The sequence below is a fragment of the Micromonospora sp. URMC 103 genome, from assembly GCF_051386435.1.
Classification (GTDB): Bacteria; Actinomycetota; Actinomycetes; order Mycobacteriales; family Micromonosporaceae; genus Micromonospora.
The window spans coordinates 322,660-345,410 of record NZ_JBPQTR010000004.1; the positions used below are offsets into that span (position 1 = coordinate 322,660).

Sequence of the window (22,751 nt, forward strand, 5' to 3'; positions counted from 1 at the left end):
CACTGATACTCTGGGTGCCGCTGCGGTAATGGGACCCGGCGCCGCGCGAGAGGATGGCCCGCCATGGTCAAGAAGGTCCTCACCTGGGCCGGCATCGCATTCTTGATCTTCTTTGTCGCCTACCGGCCGAACTCCGCCGCGGATGTGTTCAAGTCGCTCGGCGGCGGGATCATGGACATCGCCCAGGGGTTCGGCGACTTCTTCACCAGCCTGGTGGCCTGATCGCCGATGGGTAGCCCCTCCGGTCCGCCCTTCGACCCGGACGACCCCGACGACCGGGAGCGCCGGGACCGCGACCGTGACACGGAACCGATCCCCCGGGTCCCTCCGGAGGAGGGTCCCGGCTACGGCTCCGGTCCCGGCCTTTCCGACGGTCCCTCCCTTTCGGACGACGTCGGCTACGGCGCGGGGCCCGGTTACGCCGGCGAGGGTCGCTCCGGGCGGTCGTGGATCCGTGACCCGGAGGGCGGCTACCCGGAGATCTCCGAGGACGAGCTGGCCGGGCTGCGCGCCGACGCGGCCGGCAACACCCCCCGCCGGGTGCTGCCGCTGGAGGACGAGCCCAGCTCGCTCGTCGCCCGCTACCTGTTCCCGACCGAGCGCTACCGCGGCGAGTGGAAGCGGCACTGGATCCACCTGGCCACCCCGATCATCGTGGGGATCGCCGCCACCTTCGTCCTCGGCTACCTGTCCGGCTTCCTCGCGGGGCAGGACGTGGGCGCGCTCACCACCGTGGCCGTGCTGCTGTGGTTCGCGGTGATGGCGTGGGTCGCCTGGCGGGTCGCCGACTGGTGGTACGACCGCTTCATCCTCACGAACAAGCGGGTGATGGTGGTCAACGGGATCATCACCCGCCGGGTGGCCATGATGCCCCTGGTCCGGGTCACCGACATGAAGTACGAGCAGACGCCGACCGGCCGGGCGCTCAACTACGGGACGTTCGTGCTGGAGTCCGCCGGCCAGGAGCAGGCGCTGCGGGAGATCAAGAACCTGCCCAACCCGAACGAGCTCTACCTGCGTGTGGTCGAGGAGATGTACGAGCCGCAGGCGGTCGAGGCCCGGCTGGGCAAGGAGGCCGACGAGGCCAAGGCCGACGACGGGGCCTGACACCTTCGTCCGAACATCGGATGAACTGCACACCTTTGGCCCTCGACCCCGCCGTTCCGGCTGTGCCAGCCTGGACGGCCGGGGTCCTGGAGGTGGCGGTTGCCGAGCAGGGAAGATCTGGAGGAGGAGTTCCGCGAGTTCGTCGCGGCTCGCTCCGGCGCCCTGCTGCGCACCGCGTACCTGCTCGCCGGTGACTGGGCCACCGCGGAGGATTTACTCCAGACCGCGCTGACCAAGACGTACCTCGCCTGGCGGCGGCTCGGCGGCATCGAGGCGGTGGAGCCGTACGCCCGCCGGGTCCTCATCAACACGTCGACCAGTTGGTGGCGCCGCCGCTGGCACGGTGAGCGCCCCACCGAGGTGCTCCCGGAGCACGCCGGCGCCGACGAGATCGAGCGGCAGCTCGACCGGGACCTGCTCTGGCGGCACCTGCGCGCCCTGCCCAGCCGGCAGCGGGCCGTCCTCGTGCTGCGTTTCTACGAGGACATGTCCGAATCGCAGACCGCCGCGCTGCTGGGGATCTCCACCGGCACGGTGAAGAGCCAGACATCCCGCGCCCTCACCACGCTGCGCCGCCGGATGGGTGCCGAGGCCGCGCTCGACCTGCCCGCCGAGCCCTCGTCCACCCCGACGCGCCCGGGCCGGTCGCCTCGCCCGTCGGCGCAGCCGGACCGGGCGTCGCGGCCCGCCCCGGGCGAGTCGATCGTGACCGGGGCGTACGCCGGGACCGGCGGCCCGGACGACGCCGTGCCCGTCGACGATCTGGTGCCGGATCCCGCCGGCGCCCCGGAGCTCGGCGCCCTGCCCGCCGCGGCGCCGGCGCCACGGGACGGCGCCGCAGCGGACGTCCCGGTCCCCGCCACCGCCCTCTCCGGCACCCCGGCCGGCACCGTTCCCGGGGAGCAGCCATGAGCCCGCACCGGAGCGACAACCGGATCGGGTCCCCGAGTCGTCCACTCCACGTGACAGAGGACGAGCTGGAACGGGCGGTCCGGCGGACCTTCGCCCAGCAGGTCGCCCAGCCTCGGCTGCTCTCGGCCGACCCGGCCGGCGTCGCGATCCGCCGCGCCCGGCGGGCGCAACGCAAGCGGACCGTGGCCGGGCTGGCCCTGGCCGCCGTGGCGACCGTGCTCGTCAGCACCGGCGTGGCCCAACTCGGGGCGGACACGCGCCGCCCGACCCCGCCCACCGTCGTGCTCGGCGACCCGTCCGATCAGGCCCGGCCCGAGCCCCTCAAGCCCAACCCCGGAGTGCTCGGCACGGTACCGCCCGGCGGCGGGACCGATCTCGTCCTCGGCGACGCGATCGTGGCAGCCAACGGCGACCGGGTGGGGCTGGGCGGAATCGGCCCCGCCGAGAGCGCCCAGCGGCTGCCCGACGACGCCGGCTGGCTGGTGGTCGGCGCACCCACCCCGGCCGGCCGGTCGCTCTGGGCGGTGCCCCGCCGCGGCACCATCCAGGTCCTGCTGGCCGGAGCGGACGCCATCGCGGTGGCCGCGGACGGCCGGCAGGTGGCCTGGCGCGACGGGAACGAGCTGAACGCCGCCGGCGTCGTGGGCATGCAGCTCATCGCGCCGGTACGCACACCCGCGCCGGCGACGGCGGCGCCGGTCGGGTTCGTCGGGAACGCGGTCCTCGTCCGGCTCGACGCGGACCGGCCCGGGCACACCCTGTGGCACCCGGCCGCGGCGCCGCTGGCGCCCGCCACCGACCGGGCCACGCTGAGGATCTACGGAGCCCTGCCGGACGGCCGGCTCGTCGGCCTGGTGCCCGCGAAGACTCCGAGCCAGACCTGCCTGGCCCTGCTCGATCCGGGCGACGGGCTGGCCCCGGTGCACACCGGCTGCGGGCCGACCCTGAGTGACGACGGGCTCGGCGCCGTCTCCGACGACGGCCGCTGGTTGCTGCTCAACGGCCGGGCCGAGGCCCTGCTCGTCGACCTCGCCGGGTTCGCCGCGGTCAAGCCTGACGGGCACGGCAAGCCCCTGACGGCCCAGCCGGCCGGGCCCCCGCTGGCCGGCGCGGTGGACTGGTCCTCGGCCGACGAGGCGACGTACGTCGACGCGTCGGGCGGGCTCGTCCGGATGGCCGTCAAGCAGGTGGTCGCCGGCGAGCCGGCAACCGCCGACCAGGTGACGGACAGCGGCACGCCCGGCCGGCCAGTGGTGGTCACCGGCTCCTGACCGCCGGCCGGTAACGTCGGGCGATGACCTCGCGTACCCGGCCGGGCGACCGCATCGACCTGCACACCCACTCGACGGCCAGCGACGGCACGCTGACCCCGGCCGAGCTGGTACGCGCCGCGGCGGACGCCGGTCTGGACGTGGTCGCGATCACCGACCACGACACCACCGCCGGCTGGGTGCCCGCGCTCGCCGCGCTGCCGCCCGGGTTGCGCCTGGTCCGGGGAGCGGAGATCTCCTGCCGCTGGTTCGGCGCCGAACCGGCGCTGCCGCTGCACCTGCTCGCGTACCTCTTCGATCCGGACCATCCCGACCTCGTGGCCGAGCTGGCCCGGGTGCGGGCGGCGCGGCTGGAGCGCGGCGAGCGGATCGTGGACCTGCTGCGGGCCGACGGGGTCGACGTGAGCTGGCCGGAGATCCTGGCCGCCGCCGGCGGTGGGACGGTGGGCCGGCCGCACATCGCGCAGGCCCTCATCCGCGCCGGCCTGGTCGGCAGCACGAGCGAGGCGTTCGGGCCGGACTGGCTGGGCGAGCGCTACCGGCTGCCGAAGGAGGACATCGACGTCTTCCACGCGGTCCGGCTGGTGCGCGCGGCGGGCGGCGTGCCGGTCTTCGCCCACCCGCGGGCCACCCGGCGGGGACGGGTGGTGCCCGACGAGCTGATCGCCGAGCTGGCCGCCGCCGGGCTCGCCGGGCTGGAGGCCGACCACGAGGACCACTCCCCGGACGAGCGGGAGCACGTCCGCCGACTCGCCGGCGAGCTGGGACTGCTGGTCACCGGCTCGTCCGACTTCCACGGCACGCACAAGACCGTCCGGCTCGGCGCGTTCACGACCGACCTCGAGGCGTACGAGCGGATCGTCGCGGACGCCGGCGGGGTGACCGGCGTCGCTTCCGGCTGATCCGCGGTTCGTCCTCCGGAGGCGCCGATACCTTGATCAGGTGGATCTGAAGCTCTTCGGCGAGGTCTTCGTGACCCTGCTGGTGATCACCGACCCGCCGGGCATGATGCCGATCTTCCTCGCGCTGACCGGCCCGCTGCCGGCCCGGGACCGCAACCGGGCCGCCTGGCAGGCGGTCGCGCTGGCGCTCGGGGTGATCGTCGTCTTCGCGGTGGCCGGGCAGACCCTCCTCGCGTACCTGCACGTCGACCTGCCTGCGCTCCAGGCGGCCGGCGGGCTGCTGCTCGTGCTCGTGGCGCTGGAGCTGCTGACCGGTAAGGGCGACCAGCCGAGCGGCCAGTCCACCTCGAACATCGCGCTCGTCCCGCTGGGCACGCCGCTGCTCGCCGGCCCCGGCGCGATCGTGGCCACCATGCTCTTCGTCCAACGCGCCGACAACGCCACCGACTACGTGGCCATCGGCCTCGCGATCATCGCGGTGATGGCCGCGGTCTGGATAGTGCTCCGGTTCTCGGGCGTGATCGTCAAGATCCTCCGCCCCGGTGGGATCGAGGTGCTGACCCGGATCGCCGGCCTGCTGCTGGCCGCCATCGCGGTGCAGCTCATCGCCGACGCGATCGCCGCGTTCATCCGCCACTACCTCGCGGTGTTCTGACGCGGCGTCGGCGCTGTCGTACGTGGATGGCAGGATCCGAGGCGTGCGACGACCCTCCCCGACCAGTCGACCGTCCCCCGGCGGCCGGGCCCCCCGACCCCGCGAGGCGCAGGCCGAGCAGCTCGGCTTCGAGGGCATGCCGGAGCGGCTGTTCGTCTGCACCCCGAGCAAGCTCGGCACCTACGCCGACTGCCCCCGCCGCTACCGCTACTCCTACGTCGACCGTCCCGCGCCGCCGAAGGGCCCGCCGTGGGCGCACAACTCCCTCGGCGCGAGCGTGCACACCGCCCTGCGCAACTGGTACGCCCTGGAGCCCGACCGCCGCCGCCCCGAGGCGCTGGCCGCGCTGCTCCGGGGCACCTGGGTGCGGGAGGGCTACCGCGACGACGAGCAGGAGCGGGCCGCCTACCGGCGGGCGCTGGGCTGGCTGGAGTCGTACGTCGAGACGCTGGAGCCGGGCGTCGACCCTCTCGGCGTCGAACGGGTGGTCGCCGTGAAGACCGCCGTGCTGGCCTTCAACGGCCGCGCCGACCGGATCGACTCCCGCCCCGGCCCCGACGGCCCCGAGCTGGTCATCGTCGACTACAAGACCGGCCGCACCGGGCTGGACGCCGACGACGCGCGTGGCTCGCAGGCGCTGGCGCTCTACGCGTACGCGGCCGAGCGGACGTTCCGCCGGCCGTGCCGCCGGGTCGAGCTGCACCACCTGCCGACGGGCACCGTGGCGGGGCACGACCACACCGTCGAGTCGCTGGCCCGGCAGGTCACCCGCGCCGAGGAGACGGCCCGCGACATCATCGCCGCCGAACGGGCGGTGGCCGACGGCGCGGACCCCGACGAGGCCTTCCCGACCACGCCCGGCCCGAAGTGCGGCTGGTGCGACTATCGGCGCGCCTGTCCCGCCGGAGCGCAGACGCCCGGCAAGGAGCCGTGGGCCGCCGTCGATCGCCCGACCGGGGCGGCCACCGGCGACTGACGGGCACGCGGCCCATCCCGGGGTCCGTCCGCGGCCGCCCGGTGTCCGCGGGGCGGGCTGGCTGCTTCGGGTGTCAGCTCGTTCCCGCCGTGCCCGCGGGGCGGGCTGGCTGCTCGGGTGTCAGCTCGTTTCCGCGGCGCCCGCGAGGCGGGCCGCCCGCTCCCTGGCGGCCTGCAACACCGGGCCCTCCCGCCAGCGTTGCGGCAACGCCGCGAGGGCGAGGCGCAGCCCCCGCACGGTCAGCTCCGCCGACAGGGCGGTCGTGGGCAGCCCCAGGCCGCCGTACATCCGGCGGGCCCAGGCCGGGAGCAGCGCGAGCGCGGTGCCGGCGACGCCGAAGTACGCCCACCGTGGCGGCCCCAGGGTCAGCCCCAGCCGGACCGGGAGGCTCAGGTTCCACGGCAGCGGCGGCGCCGTGAGGAACAGGGCCGTCTCGGCCGCCTCCCGGGTCATCCGCAACTCGGGGCGGACGGCGCGGTAGTAGTCGGCCACCTCGTCGGCGGTCCCCGGCACGCTGGCCGGGTCGAGGCCCACCAGGGCGGCGGCGCGGCGCTGCTCCGTGTAGTAGCCGTCCACCTCGGCGGGCGTCAGCGGCAGGCCGGCCCGGCGGGCGGTGTCGAGGAACGACTCCACCTCGGCCACGTGCACCCACCGCAGCAGGTCCGGATCGTCGATGCGGAACCGCTCACCGGTGGCCGGGTCGGTGGCGCTGAGCCGCGCGTGCAGCCGCCGCAGCCGCCGTCCCGCCTCCTCCGCCTCGGTCCTGGTGCCGTAGACGGTGGTGGCCACGTACGTGGCCGTGCGGACGAGACGCCCCCAGGAGTCGGTGCGGTAGTTGCTGTTCTGCGCCACCCCGGCCATCGCGCGGGGGTGCAGCGCCTGAAGGTAGAGCGAACGGAGGCCGGCGACGATCAGGATCGGCTCGGCGTGCACCTTCCACGTGACCGAACCCGGACCGAAGAGGCCGAGGTCATCCGAATCCATCGACCCAGCGTGCCACGCCCACGACGCGAGCGGGTGATACGCCGGCCACGAGGGTCACGCGTCGGCGGCGCGGCGGGCCCGGCAGCTCGGGCAGAGCCCCCAGAAGGTCACCTCGGCCTCGTCGATCTCGAAGCCGTGCGCCGTGTCCGGGTCGAGGCAGGGCGTCTCGCCGACCGCGCAGTCGATGTCGGCGATCTCGCCGCAGCCGCGGCAGACCACGTGGTGGTGGTTGTCGCCGACCCGGGCCTCGTAACGGGCCGGGCTGCCCGCCGGCTCGATCCGGCGCGACAGGCCGGCCCGGGAGAGGGCGCCCAGGACGTCGTACACCGCCTGGGTGGAGACCGAGTCGAGCCGTGCCCGCACCCGACGGGTGATCTCCTCGACCTCGAGGTGGCCGCCGTCGGCCAGCACGTCCAGCACGGCGAGGCGCGGCCGGGTGACCCGCAGGCCCCTCGACCGGAGAAGATCCTCGGCACTCGACATGGGCCCAATGACAGCACGCACCATCCCACTCGACAAGCCGCGTTCGGCGCGGGCCGATGAACCGGTGCGGCGTCCGCTGCGTGTAGCCCGTCGAAGGCCTGGGTGCGGCGGCCGCGCACGTAGGCTGCAGCCGCGACCGTGATCCGTGACGGAGGAGCCGATGTTCGAGCAGATCCTGGGCCTGCCGGTCCACGTCCTGGTGGTGCATGCGGTCGTGGTGTTCGTACCGCTGCTGGCGCTGCTCGGCGTGGCCTACGTGGTGCTGCCGCGCTGGCGTGCCCGGCTGGACTGGGCCGTGGGCATTCTCGCCGTGATCGCGCCCGTCTCGGCGTTCTTCGCCGTCCAGTCGGGGGAGGCGTTCACCGACGCGCTGGTGGCCCGGGGCTTCCAGGGGCCCATCCTCGACCAGATCTTCGACCACTCCCGGTACGGGGACATCCTGTTCCGGATCGTCGTCCCGCTCGGCATCGTGGTGCTCCTCCTGCTGGTGGCGACCAGCGGCCACCGCCGGGTGCCGAGACTGCCGGCGCTGGTCACCCCGGTGCTGTCGGTGGCGGTCGTCGGCCTGGCGGTCGCCGCTCTGATCTACGTCTACCTGACGGGACATTCGGGCGCCGAGACCGTCTGGGGCACGACGCTCTGACGCCGGCCCGGGCGGGCGGGGCGCTGCGGCGGCGCGGGCAGCGCGGCGCGGCGCTGCCCTGTGCGGCGCGGCGCGGGCAGCGCGGCGCGGCGCTGCCCTGTGCGGCGCGGCGCGGCCTGTGTGGTGCGGTGCGGCCCGTGCGGCGTGGCGCGGCGCGTGCGGTGGTGGCGGTGTTCAGACGATGACGCGTGAGCAGAGCAGGCAGAGCAGGGCCAGCAGCACCACTCCGGCCACCGCCCCGATCGAGTAGGTGACCCGGCGCGCGCGATCCTCGGCCGCGTCCAGCCCGGCCATGTCCTGCGGAGGCAGTACCCGCGCAGGCGCCGGCTCCAGGTGTACGGGCGGACGCCAACCAGCAGGCGGCGGGGTGCTCGGCGGCGGACCGGTGTACCCACCCGCCGCCACGCCCGAGCCGGCTGGAACGCCCGGGGCGGTCGGCGTTCTCGCGTACGGCGACGGGCTCGGGCCGGGACCGGTCGGCGTGCCGGAGCCCGGTGCGGTGCCGGGTCGCGGTGGCTGCCTCGGTCCGGCTGTGCTGCCGGCGTCGGAGGGGATGCCGGGCTCCGGCGGCGAGCCCGGCTCGGGTGTCTGGCCCGGGTCGGGTGTGGTGCTGGCGGCGGGCGGCGTGCCCGCTCCGGAGGTCCGGCTCGGGTCGGGTGGCGCGCTCGGTCCGGTCGCCAGGGTCGGGTCGGGTGGCGCGCTCGGTCCGGCCGGCAGGGTTGGGTCGGGTGGCGCGCTCGTTCCGGTCGCCGGGCTCGGGCCGGGCTCGGTGGGTGCCTCGGGTGGCGTGCTCGCCCCCGGCGGCTGGTCTGGCCCCGGTGCGCCGCTCTCGTGTGGGGGTGTGGCCGACCGGTCCGGCAGCCCGTCGCCGCCGGTCGGCGGCCGCCGCCAGTAGTCGTCGTCCGGGGAACTGCCGCCGCTGGGGGTCGTCACGCCGTCCGACGCTACCAACGCCCGGACCGGGTTACCGGAGGACGCGGCCGGGCGTTCCGCCTCCGGTACGCGCTCGGCCGGGTCGGGGCCAGCACGAGCACGGTGATCCACTCCGTTTCGCCGATGTGGCGGTATCGGCGCGCCCCGGACCCCGCCACTTCGCCGAACTGGTGTCGATCATGCTGTCCCGAGGGCGGCTCGCTGCCCGGGTCGCGCTTCCGGCTGCGCTACCCTTGCCGCTCGTGAGCACCGAGGACCCGAGTTCCCGCGGCGACGACGATCGCACCGTCGACCTGAGCGACGACTTCGTGGTGCTGCCCGAGCAGACGAGCGACGACACGGACCGCGGCTGGGGCGAGACGTCAACCCGCGACGACGACTGGTGGCTCGCGGAGCGTCCCCCGCACTGGGGCTGATCGCTTCCTCGTCGACCGCCCGCACCGGAGCTTCGCGACCACGGCCTGTGGACAACGAGCCAACCTGTGGACAACGAGCCGGCCTGTGGACAACGCGCGCGGAGGGGGCCGGTGTCCGCTGGAAGGCCGCCTGCCCGGGCACCCGCCGCCGGCCGGATCGGCGCGCCGGAAACCGGGCGCGGCCAGGCCTGCCCGAGCAGCCGGGGGCGGCCGGGTCGGCGCCGCCCGATACCGGGCGCGGCCCGCGGACCGGTGAGGTCCGCGGGCCGTCGGCCTGGTCGCCTGACTCGGGACGGTCAGGAAGAGGAGCTGGCGGTCGCCGTCTTGGACGAGGAGCCCGACGACGAGCCGGACGACGAACCGGACGAGGAGCCGTTCGCGGAACCGGACGACGACCCGTTCGACGAGGACGTGCTGGACGACGTGGTCGAGCTGGACGACGAGTCCGACTTCGCAGGGGTGCTGCTGCCCGTCGACTTCTCGGAGCCGGAGGAGCGGGAGTCGGTGCGGTAGAAGCCCGAGCCCTTGAACACGATGCCGACCGAGTTGAAGACCTTGCGCAGCCGTCCCGCACACTCCGGGCACTCGGTGAGCGGTGCGTCAGAGAAGGACTGCACCGCCTCGAGCTGGTGACCGCACGCGGTGCAGGCGTACTGGTACGTGGGCACGTTCTCCTCCGGATCGGACTCGGCCGGTTGGCACTCGACGTCTTCGAGTGCCAATGTTGCGTCATTCTCCGCTGGTTCGTCCAGTCGAAGTGTGGGGCGCGACACCCGGCGGCGCCTCCGCCACGGGCGGCGACGCGGCATCCAGCGTACGCAGGCCGCCGTCCGGGGTGATCACGGCGCGTACGGGCCGGTCGTGCGGCTCGGCGGGGACGGCCGGAACCAACTCGCCGTCGTGCAGCAGGACCACGGTCAGCGTCGCGGCCGGCACGCGGGCGAGCGCGCGGTCGTACGAGCCGCCGCCGCGGCCCAGCCGCAGCCCGCGCCGGTCGACGGCCAGTGCCGGCAGCACCACGAGCTCCGCCGTGGTGATCGCGCCCACACCCCGCCGCGACCCCGTCGGCTCCCGCATCCCTCGTCCGGCCACGGCGAGCGAGCCCGGCCCGGCGTACGCGGCCCAGTCCAGGTCCAGGTCGGGCCGGAGCACGGGAAGCAGCAGTTCGCCCCCGGGCGGCAGCACCTGGCGCAGCACGTCCGGCAGCTCCGGCCCCCCAGGCTCGGACCCCACCGGCACGTACGCCGTCATCCGCTGGGGACGCAGCCGGCGGACCAGCGCGACGAGTTCGGCCTGGACGCGGGACGCGGCCGTCGCACGCGTCTCGGCGGTGAATTCCCGGCGGCGGGCGAGCAGCTCCCGCCGCATGTCCCGTTTCGCCACATGGGTCACTTCCGCTCCATCAGAAAATTCCGGCACGCAACACTCCTGACGCAACGCTGCTCCCATGGTTGCTCTGTGTCAGCATCGCAACATCGGAGGCGCAACTTCCGGGGGGAGCGAGTGACGCTACGCGGGCGGTTGACGGCGGCCTTCCTCGCGGTGGTGCTCGGCCCGGTCCTGCTCGGCGCCCTCTTCGTCGCCTCGACCGCGCACTCCGTCGACCGCAGCCGCTCCGCCGAGCGGCTGGCCGTGGCGGCGGCCACCGTGCGTACCTCGGTCGACGCCCTCTGCCAGCAGTTGCGCGCGGCGGCCGACGCCGTGGCGCTCACCGGCGCCGACCGGGCCGGCGCCGCGGGCCAGGTGGTCAGCCGGGGGCTCGCCTCGGCCGTGGTGGTCAGCGACGTCGCGGGGCGAATCACCTACCGCACCCCCGGCGCGCCGCCGACGCCGTGGCAGGAGTGCGCCGGCGCGGTCCCGGCGGGCGGCCCGGTCCGGGCGCTCACCGTCCGCGTCGACCTGCGCGACCGGGCCGGCGCGACGCTCGGCGCGGTCACCGCGGCGCAGCCGGTCGACCCGGCCTTCGTGTCCCGGCTCGCCGCGGTGACCGGCGTGGCGGTCACGCTGCTCGACGACGGCGCCGGCTCGGCGCGGGTCACCCACACGACAGAGGCCCGGGAGGTACGCGACGCGGTGTTGGCCGCCGCCGGCACGCTCGACGGCGAGCGCGTGACCGAGACCGCCGACGGCCGGTACGTGCGCCGGATCGGCCCGTCGTCGGGGCAGCCGCTGCCGCTGGTGCTCTCGGTGCCGAGCGACCAGCCGCCCGGGCTGCACACCGTGCTCGTGGGGGCCGTGGTGCTGGCCGCGCTGCTCGCCGTGTTCGCCGCCTGGCGGCTGGCCCGGGTCACCACCCGACCGCTGGTGGAGCTGGCCGGCGCCGTCGACCGGGTCGCGCACGGTGACCTGACGGCGCGGGTGCCGGTGCGTACGCGCGACGAGCTGGGCCGCCTCGCGGGCGCGTTCAACCGGATGACCCGGGAGACCGGCGCCTACGTGGCGGCCCTGACCAGCAGCCGCGACCAGCTACGCGGCCACCTGGCCGTGCTCGGCGACACGCTGGCCAGCACCCACGACCTGCAGCGCATCCTGCGGGTGATCCTCAACAGCGCCATCGCGGCGACCGGCGCCCGGGCCGGGGCGGTGCTCCTCGTCGACTCGGGCGGCGTGCTGGTGGCCCGGTGCACCGACGGACTCGACGGGCGCTGCCCGGAGATTGACGGCCCGGCCGCGCTGCGGGTGCCGGTGGGCAGCGGCGTGGTGGGCGCGGTCGCGGCGACCGGCGTACCGCAGCGGGGCCGGATGGACCCGGCCGACGCGCCGCCGGGCGAGCCGCGCTGCCGCACGTACGTCGCGGTTCCCTTCGCGGCCCCCGTCGGACCGGGAGGCGCCGGCGGACCCGGAAGCGCCAGTGGGCCGGGAGGCGCCGGCGGACCCGGCCCGTCCCAGCCACCCGGGCCCGCGTCCGCACCGGCGCGGGACGACGCGCCGACCATCGAGCTGCCCGGAGGCGCCGTGGCGCGGCCCGCCGGCGCGGCGGGCGGGCCCGGCTCGCGGTCTGCGGCCGGCGACGCGGCCGCCGCGCTCGGCGTGCTCGCTCTCTACGACCGGCTCGGCGCGGACGAGTTCGACGACGACGACGTGGTCACCCTGCGCACCTTCGCGAGCCACGCCGCCGTGGCCGTGGAGAACGTACGGATGCACGAGGAGGCGCAGCGGCTCTCGCTCACCGACCCGCTCACCGGGCTGTGGAACTACCGCTACCTGCGCGAGTCGATCCGGCGGGAGGTCGAGCGGGCGAGCCGGTTCGGGCGGATGCTCAGCGTCCTGGCCCTCGACCTGGACCGGTTCAAGGACGTGAACGACACGTACGGGCACGCGGCCGGCGACACGGTGCTGGCCGAGTTCGCCCGCCGGGTACGCGGCGAGATCCGCGAGGTCGACCTGGCGTTCCGGCAGGGCGGCGAGGAGTTCGTGCTGCTGCTGCCGGAGACCGACGCCCGGGGCGCCGCGATCGTCGCGGAGCGGCTCGGCGCGGCGATCCGCGACACGTCGATCGCGGTCGACGCGCACGGCGGCTCGCCGGTGCCGGTGCGGGTCACCGTCTCCATCGGCATCGCCGTCTACCCCGACCACGCCAGCAACGGGCAGCAGGTGCTGGACGCGGCCGACGACGCGCTCTACGCCGCGAAGGCGGCCGGCCGGGACACGTACCGGCTGAGCACGCGGCGTGCCCTGGCCGCCCGCGAGCTACCGGTGCCGGCCGGGGCGCTCACCCCGCCGGACGGGCTGCCCCGCGCCGGCCGCGCGGTCGCGCCCAGCCGCGCCGAGGCGGACGCCGCCGACCGCGCGGAACCGGCGACGGTGGAGACCGGGAGCATCGAGGAGCCGTTCGGCCCGGCGCTCACCGGCTCCGACGTCGCCCGGGCCGGCCCCGGACCGGCGCGGCCCGCCCCGGGAGGCGGCGCGTCTTCCGGGCCACACCCGCCGCGGCAGAGCCGTGGCCGATAGTCTCGCGACATGTCGGAGCACTCAGCGAACTCCTCAACGACGGCCGCCGCGACCGGCCGTTCCCGCGCGGTGAAGGCCGTGATCCCGGCCGCCGGTCTGGCCACCCGGTTCCTACCCGCGACCAAGGCGGTGCCCAAGGAGCTGCTACCGGTGGTCGACCGGCCGGTGTTGCAGTACATCGTCGAGGAGGCCACCCAGGCCGGCATCAACGACGTGCTGTTGATCACCGGTCGGGGTAAGACCTCGATGGTGGACCACTTCGACCGCCGGCCGGACCTGGAGGCGCGGCTGAAGAACAAGCCGGAGATCCTGGCCGCCGTGCAGCGCCCCAGCGAGCTGGCCGAGATCTACACCGTCCGGCAGCCCGAGCAGCTCGGCCTGGGCCACGCCGTCGGGTACGCCGAGTCGCACGTCGGTGACCAGCCCTTCGCCGTTCTCCTCGGCGACGAGTTCGTGAAGATGGACGAGCCGCTGCTGCCGGCCATGCTGGAGCTGCAGGCCCGCACCGGTGGCGTGGTGCTGGCCTTCTTCGAGGTCGACCCGGCCGACACCAAGCGGTACGGGATCGCCTCCGTCGAGCCGGCCGAGGGCGACCTCACCGACATCGGCGAGGTCGTGAAGGTCACCGGGATGGTGGAGAAGCCCAAGCCGGAGGAGGCGCCGAGCAACCTCGCGGTCCTCGGCCGGTACGTGCTGCCGGGCCGCATCTTCGACGCCATCCGGCGTACGGAGCCGGGCAGCGGCGGCGAGATCCAGCTCACCGACGCCATGGAACTGCTGCGCATGGAGGGGGTGCCGGTGCACGCGATCGTCTACCGGGGCACCCGCTACGACACCGGCATGCCGCTCGGCTACCTCCAGACGGTGGTGCAGATCGCCGTGGAGCGGGACGACTTCGGCGCCGAGTTCCGCAAGTGGCTCGTCGACTTCGTCAACTCCGACGCGTCGGGCGGTCCTAATACATGACAGCGACGGCCGACGCCGAGGCGGCCGCGAACGGGTTGACGCCGCTCGCCGACTACCTGGGCAGCGTGCTGCGCAGGTTGCGCGCGCTGCCTCCGCTCGACCTCGACCTCACCCAGGCGTACGGCAACGTCCTCGCCGAGGACGTCGTCGCCCCGCACGCCTTCCCGGCCTTCGACCAGGCGGCCGTGGACGGGTACGCGGCGCGCTGGGAGGACCTCTCCGGCGCGGGCCGGGCCGCCGGAGGACGGGCGGTCCGGCTCAACGTCGTGGGTGACCTCGGCGCGGCCAGCTGGCGGCCGGTCCGCCTCACCCCGGGGTCCTGCTTCTCGGTGGCCGCCGGCGCGCCGCTGCCCGTCGCCGCCGACGTGGTGGTGCCGGTGGAGTGGACCGACCAGGGCATGGCCGCCGTCGAGATCTACCGCACCCCCAAGCGGGGGTACGGCGTCCGCCGGGCCGGGGACGAGTTGCCCGCCGGGGCGCTGCTCGCCCGGGCCGGCACGTACGTCTCGCCGGCGCTGGTTGCGGTCTTCGCGGCCACCGGCATCGGGCACGTGGTGGTGCGGCCCAGCCCGCGGGTGGTCGTCGTGGCCACCGGCGACGAGCTGGTCGACGTCGGCCGGGGCAGCCAGCCCGGCCAGGTCGTGGACGCGAACTCGCACGCGCTGACGGCCGCGGCGGCCGAGGCGGGCGCGCTCGCGTACCGGGTCGGGATCTGCGACGACGACCCGGAGGGGCTGCGCGGGCTGCTCGAGGACCAGACCCTGCGCGCCGACCTGATCATCACCACCGGTGGCACCGGCACGGGCCCGGGCGACATGGTGCGTCGCATCCTCTCGCGTCGCGAGGGCGGCCGGGCGGGACCCGTCACCTTCACCGAGGTGGCGCTCTATCCGGGCACCGCGCTCGGGTTCGGCACCGTGGGCGCCGAGGAGGTGCCGGTGGTCTGCCTGCCCGGCGACCCGGGCGCCGCTCTGATCGGCTTCGAGGTGCTGGCCCGGCCGGCGATCCAACTGCTCGCCGGGGCCGAGCCGGTGTTCCGGCCCAGCGTGCGGGCGCACCTCCTGGAGACCGTCTCGTCCCCGACCGGGTTGCGCGAGTTCCGCCCCGCGCACGTCGCCGAGCGCCGCGGCGGCGGGTACACGGTCCAGCCGCTCAGCGGCGGGCCGTTCACCCTCTCCGGCCTCGCCGAGGCAAACGGCCTGCTGGTGCTCGGTGAGCGCGTCACGACGGCCGCCGCCGGCTCCACCGTGGATGTCCTGCTCCTGGACCGCCGCCGGTGAACAGGCGCTCCCGGCCCGATCCGCCGCCGCGCCGGAGCGCGGTCGCGAGCAGCGGGGTGCCGGGCGTAGGGTCCCGCGCGTGAGCCTCTTCGGAGCCGGCCGCGCGCCCGGCTGGCCGGCCGTCCTCGTGGACGGTGCGGTGGTGCTGCGCCCGTACCGGCGTTCGGACGCCGCCGCCTGGTCCGAGGTGCGGCGGGCCAACCAGGCCTGGCTCGCGCCCTGGGAGTCGTCGCTGCCCGGCGAGTGGGACGAGCTGAACTCGCCGGCCGCCTTTCGCTGGGTCTACCGCGACCAGCGGCGCTCGTCACGCACCGGTGACGGCATGCCGTTCGCGGTCTGCCTGCGCGAGGAGGGGCAGGAGCGGCTCGTCGGGCACCTCAACGTGGGCAGCATCGTCCGGCGGGCGTTCTGCTCCGGGTACGTGGGCTACTGGGTGGACCGCCGGGTGGCCGGCCGCGGAGTGATCCCCACCGCGCTGGCGCTCGCCGTCGACCACGCGTTCGGCCCCGGTGGCCTGCACCGCATCGAGGTCAACATCCGGCCGGAGAACCGGCCGTCCCGGCGGGTCGTGGAGAAGCTCGGGTTCCGCGAGGAGGCGTACCACGTGCGCTACATGCACATCGACGGCGCCTGGCGTGACCACATCGGATACGCGATGACCAGCGAGGAGGTCGCTGCCGAGGGCGGGTTGCTGGCCCGCTGGCACCGGGTACGCGCCGGGGCGGGGTGAACCGTCCCACGCACGGGATCGGCGCGGCGCGTCGGCGAGACGGGCCGTCGCCCGTAACCTCAAGTAACTGCAAGCTGTGGCAAGCGCTGCACGCCCGTACGATCCACGCGGCCGACACCGATCGGTGGAAGATCCTGCGGCCGGGCAGCGGTTGCTCCGAATTCGGTGACGGGAGGGGTGAGGGTGCCGACCTCGGTGCTCCTCGCCGTCCTCGCCGCCGCCGGCCTGCTCGCCCTCGCTCCGGCGCTCGTCCGCCGGTACGACGCCACCGAGCGGCTGGTGGCGGAGCGGGCGCAGTCGACGGCGCGGGTGCTCCAGCGCCAGCGCCGCCGCCGCACTGTGCCGGGACGGCGGCCGGTCCGCCCACCTCGGTCCCTCGTAGTCACACTCAGTGAAGATTCGGCTACGGGTGGTCTCACCCGGCCCGTCTCGGCCCCTCCCGCGGCCGGCCGCCGGTCGGGCCGGCTGCGCGCCGTGCCGCCCGCCCCGAACCGCGCCCGCCGTCGACCGCCGTCGCGTCGCCACACCCCGGCCGTCTACCGGCGCCGCCGGGTGCTCGCCGCCCTGCTCCTGCTCAACGGCGTCGAGCTGATCGGCGTGCTCGTGGTCGGCCCCGGCTTCTGGATCAGCTTCTCGGTCACCGGCACGCTGCTCGTCGCGTACGTCGTACACCTGCGGCAGCGGGCCATCGCCGACCAGCGCCGGCGGCGCGCCCGCGCCCGCGAGGCGGCCTGGCTGGCCGCCCGGCAGGCGGAGGTGCGGCGCGAGCAGGCACGCCGGGCGGCGGCCCGCCGGGAGGCGCAGCGTCGTCTCGCGGCCCAGCGCGAGGTCGTACGCCGGGCGGCCATGGGCCTCGACCGGCCGGCCGACCTGCCGCCCGCCGCGAACGGCGGCTCGGTCTCCTACCGGCGCGCGGGTGGGCTGCGCGGCCGCGCCTACGAGGCCGGTCGCGGCTCCCACACGGCCTGACGGCCCCGGGTAGCGGCGGCTGCCCGGGTGGCCTTCGCGGGCCCGGGTTCGCCCTCAGGCCGGCCCGTGTCCGCCCTCGGGGCCGGCCCGTGTCCGCCCTCGGGGCCGGCCCGTGTCCGCCCTCGGGGCCGGCCCGTGTCCGCCCTCGGGGCCGGCCCGGCCGCATGATCGACTCGACTCCCTTGAAGTCGGGGTGACCACCCGGCCGGAACACCGCGACTTCAGGAAAGCCGAGTCGATCATGCGGATCGTGTCGATCGTGGTGCCCGGAATGGGCTGGTCTGCGGCTTCTCACCGTTGCGGGTTCCGCGTGATCGCCGATGGCGGCGCGGCGGACGGGGGCGGATTCGCCCCCGGGGCGCCCGACCTGTTAGCCTTGTCGCCGGCCCGCCCGGTGTAAGCCGGGTGGGACCGACGCCGGCACGCCGGCGGAGGGGCTGTGGCGCAGACCGGTAGCGCACCTCGTTCGCATCGAGGGGGTCAGGGGTTCAAATCCCCTCAGCTCCACCAGTAACACCGTTGAGCAGCGGCAATGCTGCTCACAAGATCATCGGGTACACATCCGGTACAAGTCAGCGCGAATCCTGGGTCTTCGGGGACCGTTGGCGCTTTGTGCTCGCGTCGCGGAGCGCGCTGCTGATGATGTTGCGGCGGCGGTCTTTCTTCGGCCACCAGTGGACGTAGGTCTCTAGGGTGATTCGCAGGCTGGAGTGCCGTAGGGCGTTCTGCACGTCCGTGTGATCGGCGCCTGAGGTGATCAGCCGGGTGGCGAAGTAGTGCCGCAGCGAGTGGAAGGTGCCTTCATCAGGCCACCCGGCCGCCCTGCGCCAGATCTGCCACAGGTCAGACCAACGTTGGCCGTGGATCGGCCGGCCCAGGTCGTCGGTGAATAGCAACGGCACCGGTCGTCGCTTGGGATCCTTGCCCGGGTCCGGCGTGCCCGCGGTGATGTCGGGCAGCTCGACCAGGGCGGGCGGGTACTTGCGGACGTGTTCGGCGAAGACGGCCGCGACGTGGTCGTCCAGATCGACGTCGCCGACTGAGCCGGCTTTCGGTGGGGCGAGGTAGAAGCCGCCGTAGCTGGCCTTGTGGAAGCGCAGTTGCTGGACCACGTGGAGTTCCTGCCGGTCCGGGTCGATGCACCGGGTGCTGTCCTCAAGGCGGCCCGCGTCGCGGGCCGCTCGCGCCGCCGAACCTGGGCCGGGCCGAAGGCCCGCCGCCGCGCCTCTGGCTTCGGCCGCCAGCGCGTCGGTGATAGCCCGCCGGCGGCGCGACATACGACGAAGCCCCGGGCCGCCATGAGTACAGGCAGATCCGGGGCTTCGGAGTTGAGCGTGACGACCAGGGCATGCCTCCGGCGGGGTCTCGGGCACTCCGGGATGGTGGTGCCATCCCGCCAACCTTCGTCCGGGCGGAGCCGAGCGGGCAGGGCCTGCCCGGTCAAGGTCGTTCAGCCGCTGGGTGCTCCACCTTGACCGGGCAGGCCCCACCCGCTCCACGGTGTGCGGACGAAGTCCGACGGGATGGCTGGAAGGGCGCAGCGGAGGGGAACCCGGCGCGACCGACTAACGGTGACGTCCGGAACCGCAACCGATGTTGGGTGAACGTGCAGGGCCATCAGAGGGGTTGGAACTAAACCCGCATGAGACGGGGCAGTGAACTGGGTCTACCTGAACTGAGGACCCGGACCAACCCGCGCTTAACGATCTGAAGCTGCTCAGGAGGCAAGTGGAGAGCGAAGTGGACCTCCCGCGGTAGATCCAGGTCTATTGCAGTCTGGGCAGCGAAGACCAGCCGCAACTCACTCGTGTCGCTGGGAGGCATCATGGGAAGGGTTGGTTGCCGCGACGGGGCGAGTTCGCACTCGATCACCTCCCCATAGCAGCCCAGCTCGCCATACGGACCGACCCCGATCCAGTATGTGTCCATGCCGTGCGACTTGTCCTCCTCACTCGTTCCGGGGCACTCCTGGAAGATCAGTGACCACGACTCCAAGAGGGGCGTCTCGCCGATCCCGAAGGCATAGGCCGGATCGTGTGCCTCCCCCGCGTGTCGCAGTACTGGCGGCAGGCCGTTGTCGAAGGTCTCCCACGTCACACGTCCCAATCTAGATCGACCGGCGGCTGCCAGGAGTTGGGGCCGGCGGGCTGGGATCGCCGAGGAGCTTGAAGCCGTCGAAGATCATCTAGTACAGATCGGGTACAACTGAGGGCAACCAACGGTGGCAAGCGTTGGCAGGCGTCCGCAGGTTCTTCCCCCTGATCGCGCCGTCGATCGGACCGATTGATGATGTTCTCTCGCTACCGTGGGTGTAAGGGGTTCAAATCCCCTCAGCTCCACCAGTAACACCGTTATCCAGGGAATCCGCCAGCAAGATCGGCGGGCACGCATCAGCGAGGATCCGGGGCCTTCGGGCCCCGTTTTTGTTTGGCGCGCGCGTCGCGGAGCGCGTCGCCGTTGAGCCATACGATCACGGGACACGGTAACGCCGTGAGCAACCGGACGACCTGCACACGACTGGTCAGCGAGGCGCGAGGGGCCCGGTGGGCAGCCACATCCCGGCCATGGCATCGTCGCTGACCCCGGAAAAAAACCGCTTACCGCCCAGTTTCAATGAGTCAAAGCGTGCTGCCGTGATGCCTCGCCCGTCGCCACAGTTCGGCGCGGATGGCCGGCCACCGCTCCTGAAGCGCCTGTTGGGCGTACCACAGCGCGTCCAATGGCTTTGACCTGTCGTGGGGGTCGACGACCGTCGCGGTGAAGGCCTGACCAGCGCGCATGCGGTAGAACCGGCGCCAGCGTTCGGGCGACATGCCCGGGCTGGCGTTGACTTCCGCGTTCAGCCGGGAATCCAATGCGTGAGACTCGGGCCCCAGGTCCTTGCGGGCGGGCCAGTCGTGCGTCAACGTGCCGAGCACCGCGTCGACCAACGGCTCGCTACGCAGATCCCAGTCGTCGGCGAGCTGGTCGAGCACCCAGCGCAGTGCGGCGCGGTACGTCGGCTCGTCGGCCATGAGGAGCCTGGCCGCAAGGTCCGGGTCCGTTGCGGCGAAGTTGCCCGGTGGGCGTGGGTCGTCGGGGATCGGCTTGCGCAGCACGACTGTCGGGTGCGGCTGGTCCAACCAGGCGGCGTCCAGCCGGACCCCGGTGCGCCGCTCCACCAAGGCCAGTTGGGCCGGGTAGTCCAGGTCGGGATCGTCGGTGAGCCCGCGCAGCGCGGCGCGATCCTCGTCGAGGGCTTCGGGCTGTTCACCGCCGGGCTGGTCGTCGTCGAGATACTGCAACTGGGTCAGCAACCGGCCGAAGACGGCGTAGCACAGCAAACTACGGCCGTTGGCGGAACCCCACCACGAGCTGTGCACGACAGCGCCGTCGGACAGCCGCCGCAGTACCTCCTCGCGGATGCCCTCGGCGTTCATCACCTCCGCCATCACCACGGCCGGGCCCACCTGGTTGAGGTGCACCACCGATGCGGGGGCATCAGGGTCCCATCCGCTCCGGTGCTCGATCTCGGCTGGATCTCCACCGAGCCGGCGCACCACCTCGGCCACCGTGACCGGCTTGGTCAACGGCTGTATGACCGTCCAGCATGGTACTTCGTCGATCAGTTCCGGCTTCGCGTCGAGCAGCCGCTGGTACCACGCCACATCATCGTCGGCCATGGACCGGAGTCTCCCACTCGACGGAACCGGACGGGGTCCGGCAGTACGCCTCCGCCAGGCCCGGAAAGCGGTCGGAGAACCAGGTGTAGTCCGAGGCGGTCGCGCTCATGTCCGGATCCTCGCAGGTGCCGCCGACAACTCGCCCCCGTGGCGCACGCGACGGGACCGGCATCCGGCTCGTGACCGCCGTCCGCCGGGCTCGCCCAACGGGCCCGGACGACGGTGACGGGTTCAACGGCGCAGGGCGGTCTCGCGCTCCATGTGCGACAGCTTCTCCGGGTTGCGTACGGCGTAGAGCCCGGTGACGAGCCCGTCGTCGATGCGTACGGCCAGGACGGTGTCGATCTCGCCGTCGAGCCGGAGGATCAGCGCCGGGTAGCCGTTGACCTGTGCCGGCCGCAGCGACGCGGCGCGGATCCTCGGCAGCCCGGCGGCCAGCACCCGGGACACCTTGTCGGCTCCCACGATGGGCCGCGGGACGGCCTGCTTGACGCCGCCGCCGTCACCGAGAAGGACGACATCCGGGGCGAGGATGTCGAGGAGGTTCTGCAGGTCGCCCGTGTCGACCGCCCGCTGGAACGCTTCGAGCGCGGATCGGGTCTCGGCCGCGGAGACCACCCCGCGCGGCCGCCGCGCCGCGACGTGTGCCCGCGCCCGGTGCGCGATCTGGCGCACCGCGACGGGGCTCTTGTCGACGGCCTCGGCGATCTCGTCGTAGGCCAGGTCGAACACCTCGCGCAGCACGAACACGGCCCGCTCGATCGGCCCGAGCGTCTCGAGCACGAGCAGCATGGCCATCGAGACGCTGTCGGCCAACTCGACGTCCTCGGCCACGTCGGGCGTCGTGAGCAGTGGCTCGGGCAGCCAGGAGCCGACGTAGGACTCCTTGCGGCGGCCGAGCGTCCGCAGCCGGGAGAGCGCCTGGCGGGTGGTGATCCGGACCAGGTACGCCCGCTGGTCCCGCACCGCGTCGAGGTCGACGCCCGCCCACCGCAGCCAGGTCTCCTGGAGCACGTCCTCCGCGTCGGCGGCCGAGCCCAGCATCTCGTACGCGACGGTGAACAGCAGGTTCCGGTGGGCGAGGAACGCCTCGGTGGCGGGGTCGGGACGGTTGTCGAGGCTGCCGTCCCGGTCGCGGTCGTCGAGCGGAGTCTGCGACGTGCCGGCCATGGGTGGCTCCTGTTCGCTCGCGGCTGTGTCACCCATCAGATGCCGGGCCGCGCCGTCGTGTGACACCGGGACGCTATGTCGTACGTCACGCCGTCGCCCCGTCACAGGGCTCCGCTCGGCGGCATCCCATGTTCGTCCACGCACCACCACGACGGAAGGACGAGGCCATGGAGACGCGGTTCAACATGTTCGACAACGAGGTCGCCGTGAAGTTCGCGAAGCGGTTCGCCAACGCCGGCCTGGTGATCCAGCAGTCGCCGCTGCCGGCGTCGACGCAGGAGTTGGTGTCGCTGCGGGCCAGCCAGATCAACGGCTGCGGGTGGTGCATCGACATGCACACCAAGGAGGCGGCGGCCGCCGGTGAGACGTCGGTCCGGCTCAACCTGGTGGCCGCCTGGCGCGAGTCGACGGTGTTCACCGAGGCCGAGCGCGCCGCGCTGGCGCTCGCCGAGGAGGGCACCCGGCTCGGCGACGCCCACCCGGGCGTGTCCGACGAGACGTGGGCCCAGGTGCGCAAGCACTACGACGACGACCAGATCGCGGCGCTGGTCGCCCTGGTCGCCCTCATCAACGCGGCCAATCGGCTCGCCGTGATCGTGCACCAGAAGGGCGGCTCCTACGAGCCCGGCATGTTCGCCGCCGCGTTCCACTGATCGCCACCGCCACCGCCACCGCCACCGCCGCGGCCACCGCCATCGCCGGCCCGGCCCGGATCGGCCGATCCGGGCCGGGCCGAATCGC

General features: G+C 74.0%; 24 protein-coding genes, 1 tRNA gene and 1 pseudogene. 17 read left to right on the forward strand and 9 right to left on the reverse strand.

Annotated features, from left to right (window positions below; all coding sequences use genetic code 11):
• Positions 1-63 precede the first annotated feature (63 nt).
• The 7 genes from ACSNOA_RS05070 to ACSNOA_RS05100 all read left to right on the forward strand — a co-directional run bounded on the left by ACSNOA_RS05070 (position 64) and on the right by ACSNOA_RS05100 (position 5,823).
• Positions 64-222 carry a hypothetical protein gene (locus ACSNOA_RS05070; RefSeq protein ID WP_007455302.1) on the forward strand — a complete coding sequence of 53 codons (159 nt, stop codon included), beginning with the start codon at positions 64-66 and terminating at the stop codon, positions 220-222.
• A 6-nt stretch (positions 223-228) separates the two neighbouring features.
• Positions 229-1,107 carry a PH domain-containing protein gene (locus tag ACSNOA_RS05075; protein WP_436656763.1) on the forward strand — a complete coding sequence of 293 codons (879 nt, stop codon included), beginning with the start codon at positions 229-231 and terminating at the stop codon, positions 1,105-1,107.
• A gap of 99 nt (positions 1,108-1,206) precedes the next feature.
• Positions 1,207-2,019 carry a SigE family RNA polymerase sigma factor gene (locus tag ACSNOA_RS05080; protein WP_436656764.1) on the forward strand — a complete coding sequence of 271 codons (813 nt, stop codon included), beginning with the start codon at positions 1,207-1,209 and terminating at the stop codon, positions 2,017-2,019.
• A 50-nt stretch (positions 2,020-2,069) separates the two neighbouring features.
• The gene (locus ACSNOA_RS05085) at positions 2,070-3,290 is read left to right on the forward strand and encodes a hypothetical protein (protein ID WP_436656765.1); all 1,221 of its coding nucleotides are present in this window, start codon (positions 2,070-2,072) and stop codon (positions 3,288-3,290) included.
• A 23-nt stretch (positions 3,291-3,313) separates the two neighbouring features.
• A complete protein-coding gene (locus ACSNOA_RS05090) occupies positions 3,314-4,192 on the forward strand; it encodes a PHP domain-containing protein (protein WP_436656766.1) in 879 nt (292 codons plus the stop codon).
• 40 nt (positions 4,193-4,232) lie between these two features.
• Complete coding sequence (locus ACSNOA_RS05095; RefSeq protein WP_436656767.1) at positions 4,233-4,847, forward strand: MarC family protein; 615 nt, start codon at positions 4,233-4,235, stop codon at positions 4,845-4,847.
• A 136-nt stretch (positions 4,848-4,983) separates the two neighbouring features.
• Complete coding sequence (locus tag ACSNOA_RS05100) at positions 4,984-5,823, forward strand: RecB family exonuclease (RefSeq protein ID WP_436658319.1); 840 nt, start codon at positions 4,984-4,986, stop codon at positions 5,821-5,823.
• A 120-nt stretch (positions 5,824-5,943) separates the two neighbouring features.
• Here ACSNOA_RS05100 and ACSNOA_RS05105 read toward each other — a convergent pair whose 3' ends face one another.
• Both ACSNOA_RS05105 and ACSNOA_RS05110 read right to left on the reverse strand, forming a co-directional pair.
• Complete coding sequence (locus ACSNOA_RS05105; protein WP_436656768.1) at positions 5,944-6,807, reverse strand: oxygenase MpaB family protein; 864 nt, start codon at positions 6,805-6,807, stop codon at positions 5,944-5,946.
• A gap of 54 nt (positions 6,808-6,861) precedes the next feature.
• The gene (locus ACSNOA_RS05110; RefSeq protein ID WP_436656769.1) at positions 6,862-7,290 is read right to left on the reverse strand and encodes a Fur family transcriptional regulator; all 429 of its coding nucleotides are present in this window, start codon (positions 7,288-7,290) and stop codon (positions 6,862-6,864) included.
• A gap of 160 nt (positions 7,291-7,450) precedes the next feature.
• Here ACSNOA_RS05110 and ACSNOA_RS05115 point away from each other — a divergent pair, with 160 nt between their 5' ends.
• Complete coding sequence (locus ACSNOA_RS05115; RefSeq protein ID WP_436656770.1) at positions 7,451-7,933, forward strand: DUF2231 domain-containing protein; 483 nt, start codon at positions 7,451-7,453, stop codon at positions 7,931-7,933.
• Between the two features lie 174 nt (positions 7,934-8,107).
• On the opposite strand, the gene ACSNOA_RS05120 is transcribed toward ACSNOA_RS05115, so the two are convergent.
• Positions 8,108-8,866 carry a hypothetical protein gene (locus ACSNOA_RS05120; protein WP_436656771.1) on the reverse strand — a complete coding sequence of 253 codons (759 nt, stop codon included), beginning with the start codon at positions 8,864-8,866 and terminating at the stop codon, positions 8,108-8,110.
• 242 nt (positions 8,867-9,108) lie between these two features.
• On the opposite strand from ACSNOA_RS05120, the gene ACSNOA_RS05125 reads away from it, so the two are divergent.
• Positions 9,109-9,282: a hypothetical protein gene (locus ACSNOA_RS05125; protein WP_436656772.1), complete on the forward strand. Its 174-nt coding sequence runs from the start codon at positions 9,109-9,111 to the stop codon at positions 9,280-9,282.
• 324 nt (positions 9,283-9,606) lie between these two features.
• A complete protein-coding gene (locus ACSNOA_RS05130; protein ID WP_436658405.1) occupies positions 9,607-9,795 on the forward strand; it encodes a hypothetical protein in 189 nt (62 codons plus the stop codon).
• 62 nt (positions 9,796-9,857) lie between these two features.
• On the opposite strand, the pseudogene ACSNOA_RS05135 reads toward ACSNOA_RS05130, so the two are convergent.
• Both ACSNOA_RS05135 and ACSNOA_RS05140 read right to left on the reverse strand, forming a co-directional pair.
• Positions 9,858-10,091: pseudogene (locus ACSNOA_RS05135) on the reverse strand (FmdB family zinc ribbon protein); the annotation flags it as partial.
• On the reverse strand, positions 10,012-10,701 hold the full coding sequence (locus tag ACSNOA_RS05140; protein WP_436656773.1) for a 5-formyltetrahydrofolate cyclo-ligase: 690 nt from the start codon (positions 10,699-10,701) through the stop codon (positions 10,012-10,014). The gene ACSNOA_RS05140 and the pseudogene ACSNOA_RS05135, both read right to left, overlap by 80 nt.
• A gap of 84 nt (positions 10,702-10,785) precedes the next feature.
• Here ACSNOA_RS05140 and ACSNOA_RS05145 point away from each other — a divergent pair, with 84 nt between their 5' ends.
• From ACSNOA_RS05145 to ACSNOA_RS05170, 6 genes are all read left to right on the forward strand, one after another.
• Positions 10,786-13,233, forward strand: coding sequence for a diguanylate cyclase (locus ACSNOA_RS05145; RefSeq protein ID WP_436656774.1), 2,448 nt, complete (start codon positions 10,786-10,788; stop codon positions 13,231-13,233).
• 9 nt (positions 13,234-13,242) lie between these two features.
• Complete coding sequence (locus ACSNOA_RS05150) at positions 13,243-14,199, forward strand: UTP--glucose-1-phosphate uridylyltransferase (protein WP_436656775.1); 957 nt, start codon at positions 13,243-13,245, stop codon at positions 14,197-14,199.
• Complete coding sequence (locus tag ACSNOA_RS05155; RefSeq protein ID WP_436656776.1) at positions 14,196-15,479, forward strand: molybdopterin molybdotransferase MoeA; 1,284 nt, start codon at positions 14,196-14,198, stop codon at positions 15,477-15,479. Before ACSNOA_RS05150 ends, ACSNOA_RS05155 begins: the two co-directional genes overlap by 4 nt.
• A gap of 79 nt (positions 15,480-15,558) precedes the next feature.
• Positions 15,559-16,209 carry a GNAT family N-acetyltransferase gene (locus ACSNOA_RS05160; RefSeq protein WP_436656777.1) on the forward strand — a complete coding sequence of 217 codons (651 nt, stop codon included), beginning with the start codon at positions 15,559-15,561 and terminating at the stop codon, positions 16,207-16,209.
• A 177-nt stretch (positions 16,210-16,386) separates the two neighbouring features.
• Positions 16,387-17,178 (forward strand): divisome protein SepX/GlpR, encoded by a 792-nt coding sequence (gene sepX, locus ACSNOA_RS05165; RefSeq protein WP_436656778.1) that lies wholly within the window; start codon positions 16,387-16,389, stop codon positions 17,176-17,178.
• A 433-nt stretch (positions 17,179-17,611) separates the two neighbouring features.
• A tRNA-Ala gene (locus ACSNOA_RS05170) sits at positions 17,612-17,688 on the forward strand.
• A gap of 62 nt (positions 17,689-17,750) precedes the next feature.
• Here the strand turns inward: ACSNOA_RS05170 and ACSNOA_RS05175 are convergent.
• The 4 genes from ACSNOA_RS05175 to ACSNOA_RS05190 form a co-directional block, all read right to left on the reverse strand.
• Positions 17,751-18,290, reverse strand: coding sequence for a tyrosine-type recombinase/integrase (locus ACSNOA_RS05175; protein WP_436656779.1), 540 nt, complete (start codon positions 18,288-18,290; stop codon positions 17,751-17,753).
• A 1,506-nt stretch (positions 18,291-19,796) separates the two neighbouring features.
• Positions 19,797-20,840: a DUF6461 domain-containing protein gene (locus tag ACSNOA_RS05180; RefSeq protein ID WP_436656780.1), complete on the reverse strand. Its 1,044-nt coding sequence runs from the start codon at positions 20,838-20,840 to the stop codon at positions 19,797-19,799.
• On the reverse strand, positions 20,827-20,949 hold the full coding sequence (locus ACSNOA_RS05185; RefSeq protein ID WP_436656781.1) for a hypothetical protein: 123 nt from the start codon (positions 20,947-20,949) through the stop codon (positions 20,827-20,829). Before ACSNOA_RS05185 ends, ACSNOA_RS05180 begins: the two co-directional genes overlap by 14 nt.
• A 122-nt stretch (positions 20,950-21,071) precedes the next feature.
• Positions 21,072-22,010 carry an RNA polymerase sigma-70 factor gene (locus tag ACSNOA_RS05190; RefSeq protein WP_436656782.1) on the reverse strand — a complete coding sequence of 313 codons (939 nt, stop codon included), beginning with the start codon at positions 22,008-22,010 and terminating at the stop codon, positions 21,072-21,074.
• Between the two features lie 167 nt (positions 22,011-22,177).
• On the opposite strand from ACSNOA_RS05190, the gene ACSNOA_RS05195 reads away from it, so the two are divergent.
• On the forward strand, positions 22,178-22,663 hold the full coding sequence (locus ACSNOA_RS05195) for a carboxymuconolactone decarboxylase family protein (RefSeq protein ID WP_436656783.1): 486 nt from the start codon (positions 22,178-22,180) through the stop codon (positions 22,661-22,663).
• Positions 22,664-22,751: the final 88 nt, after the last annotated feature.

Bases quoted from the DNA above. Each gene is read 5' to 3' on its own strand.
- ACSNOA_RS05070 (WP_007455302.1), top strand. From the start codon at position 64: ATGGTCAAGAAGGTCCTCACCTGGGCCGGCATCGCATTCTTGATCTTC.
- ACSNOA_RS05075 (WP_436656763.1), top strand. From the start codon at position 229: ATGGGTAGCCCCTCCGGTCCGCCCTTCGACCCGGACGACCCCGACGAC.
- ACSNOA_RS05090 (WP_436656766.1), top strand. From the start codon at position 3,314: ATGACCTCGCGTACCCGGCCGGGCGACCGCATCGACCTGCACACCCAC.
- ACSNOA_RS05100 (WP_436658319.1), top strand. From the start codon at position 4,984: ATGCCGGAGCGGCTGTTCGTCTGCACCCCGAGCAAGCTCGGCACCTAC.
- ACSNOA_RS05105 (WP_436656768.1), bottom strand. From the start codon at position 6,807: ATGGATTCGGATGACCTCGGCCTCTTCGGTCCGGGTTCGGTCACGTGG.
- ACSNOA_RS05110 (WP_436656769.1), bottom strand. From the start codon at position 7,290: ATGTCGAGTGCCGAGGATCTTCTCCGGTCGAGGGGCCTGCGGGTCACC.
- ACSNOA_RS05115 (WP_436656770.1), top strand. From the start codon at position 7,451: ATGTTCGAGCAGATCCTGGGCCTGCCGGTCCACGTCCTGGTGGTGCAT.
- ACSNOA_RS05150 (WP_436656775.1), top strand. From the start codon at position 13,243: ATGTCGGAGCACTCAGCGAACTCCTCAACGACGGCCGCCGCGACCGGC.
- ACSNOA_RS05155 (WP_436656776.1), top strand. From the start codon at position 14,196: ATGACAGCGACGGCCGACGCCGAGGCGGCCGCGAACGGGTTGACGCCG.
- ACSNOA_RS05180 (WP_436656780.1), bottom strand. From the start codon at position 20,840: ATGGCCGACGATGATGTGGCGTGGTACCAGCGGCTGCTCGACGCGAAG.
- ACSNOA_RS05185 (WP_436656781.1), bottom strand. From the start codon at position 20,949: ATGAGCGCGACCGCCTCGGACTACACCTGGTTCTCCGACCGCTTTCCG.
- ACSNOA_RS05190 (WP_436656782.1), bottom strand. From the start codon at position 22,010: ATGGCCGGCACGTCGCAGACTCCGCTCGACGACCGCGACCGGGACGGC.
- ACSNOA_RS05195 (WP_436656783.1), top strand. From the start codon at position 22,178: ATGGAGACGCGGTTCAACATGTTCGACAACGAGGTCGCCGTGAAGTTC.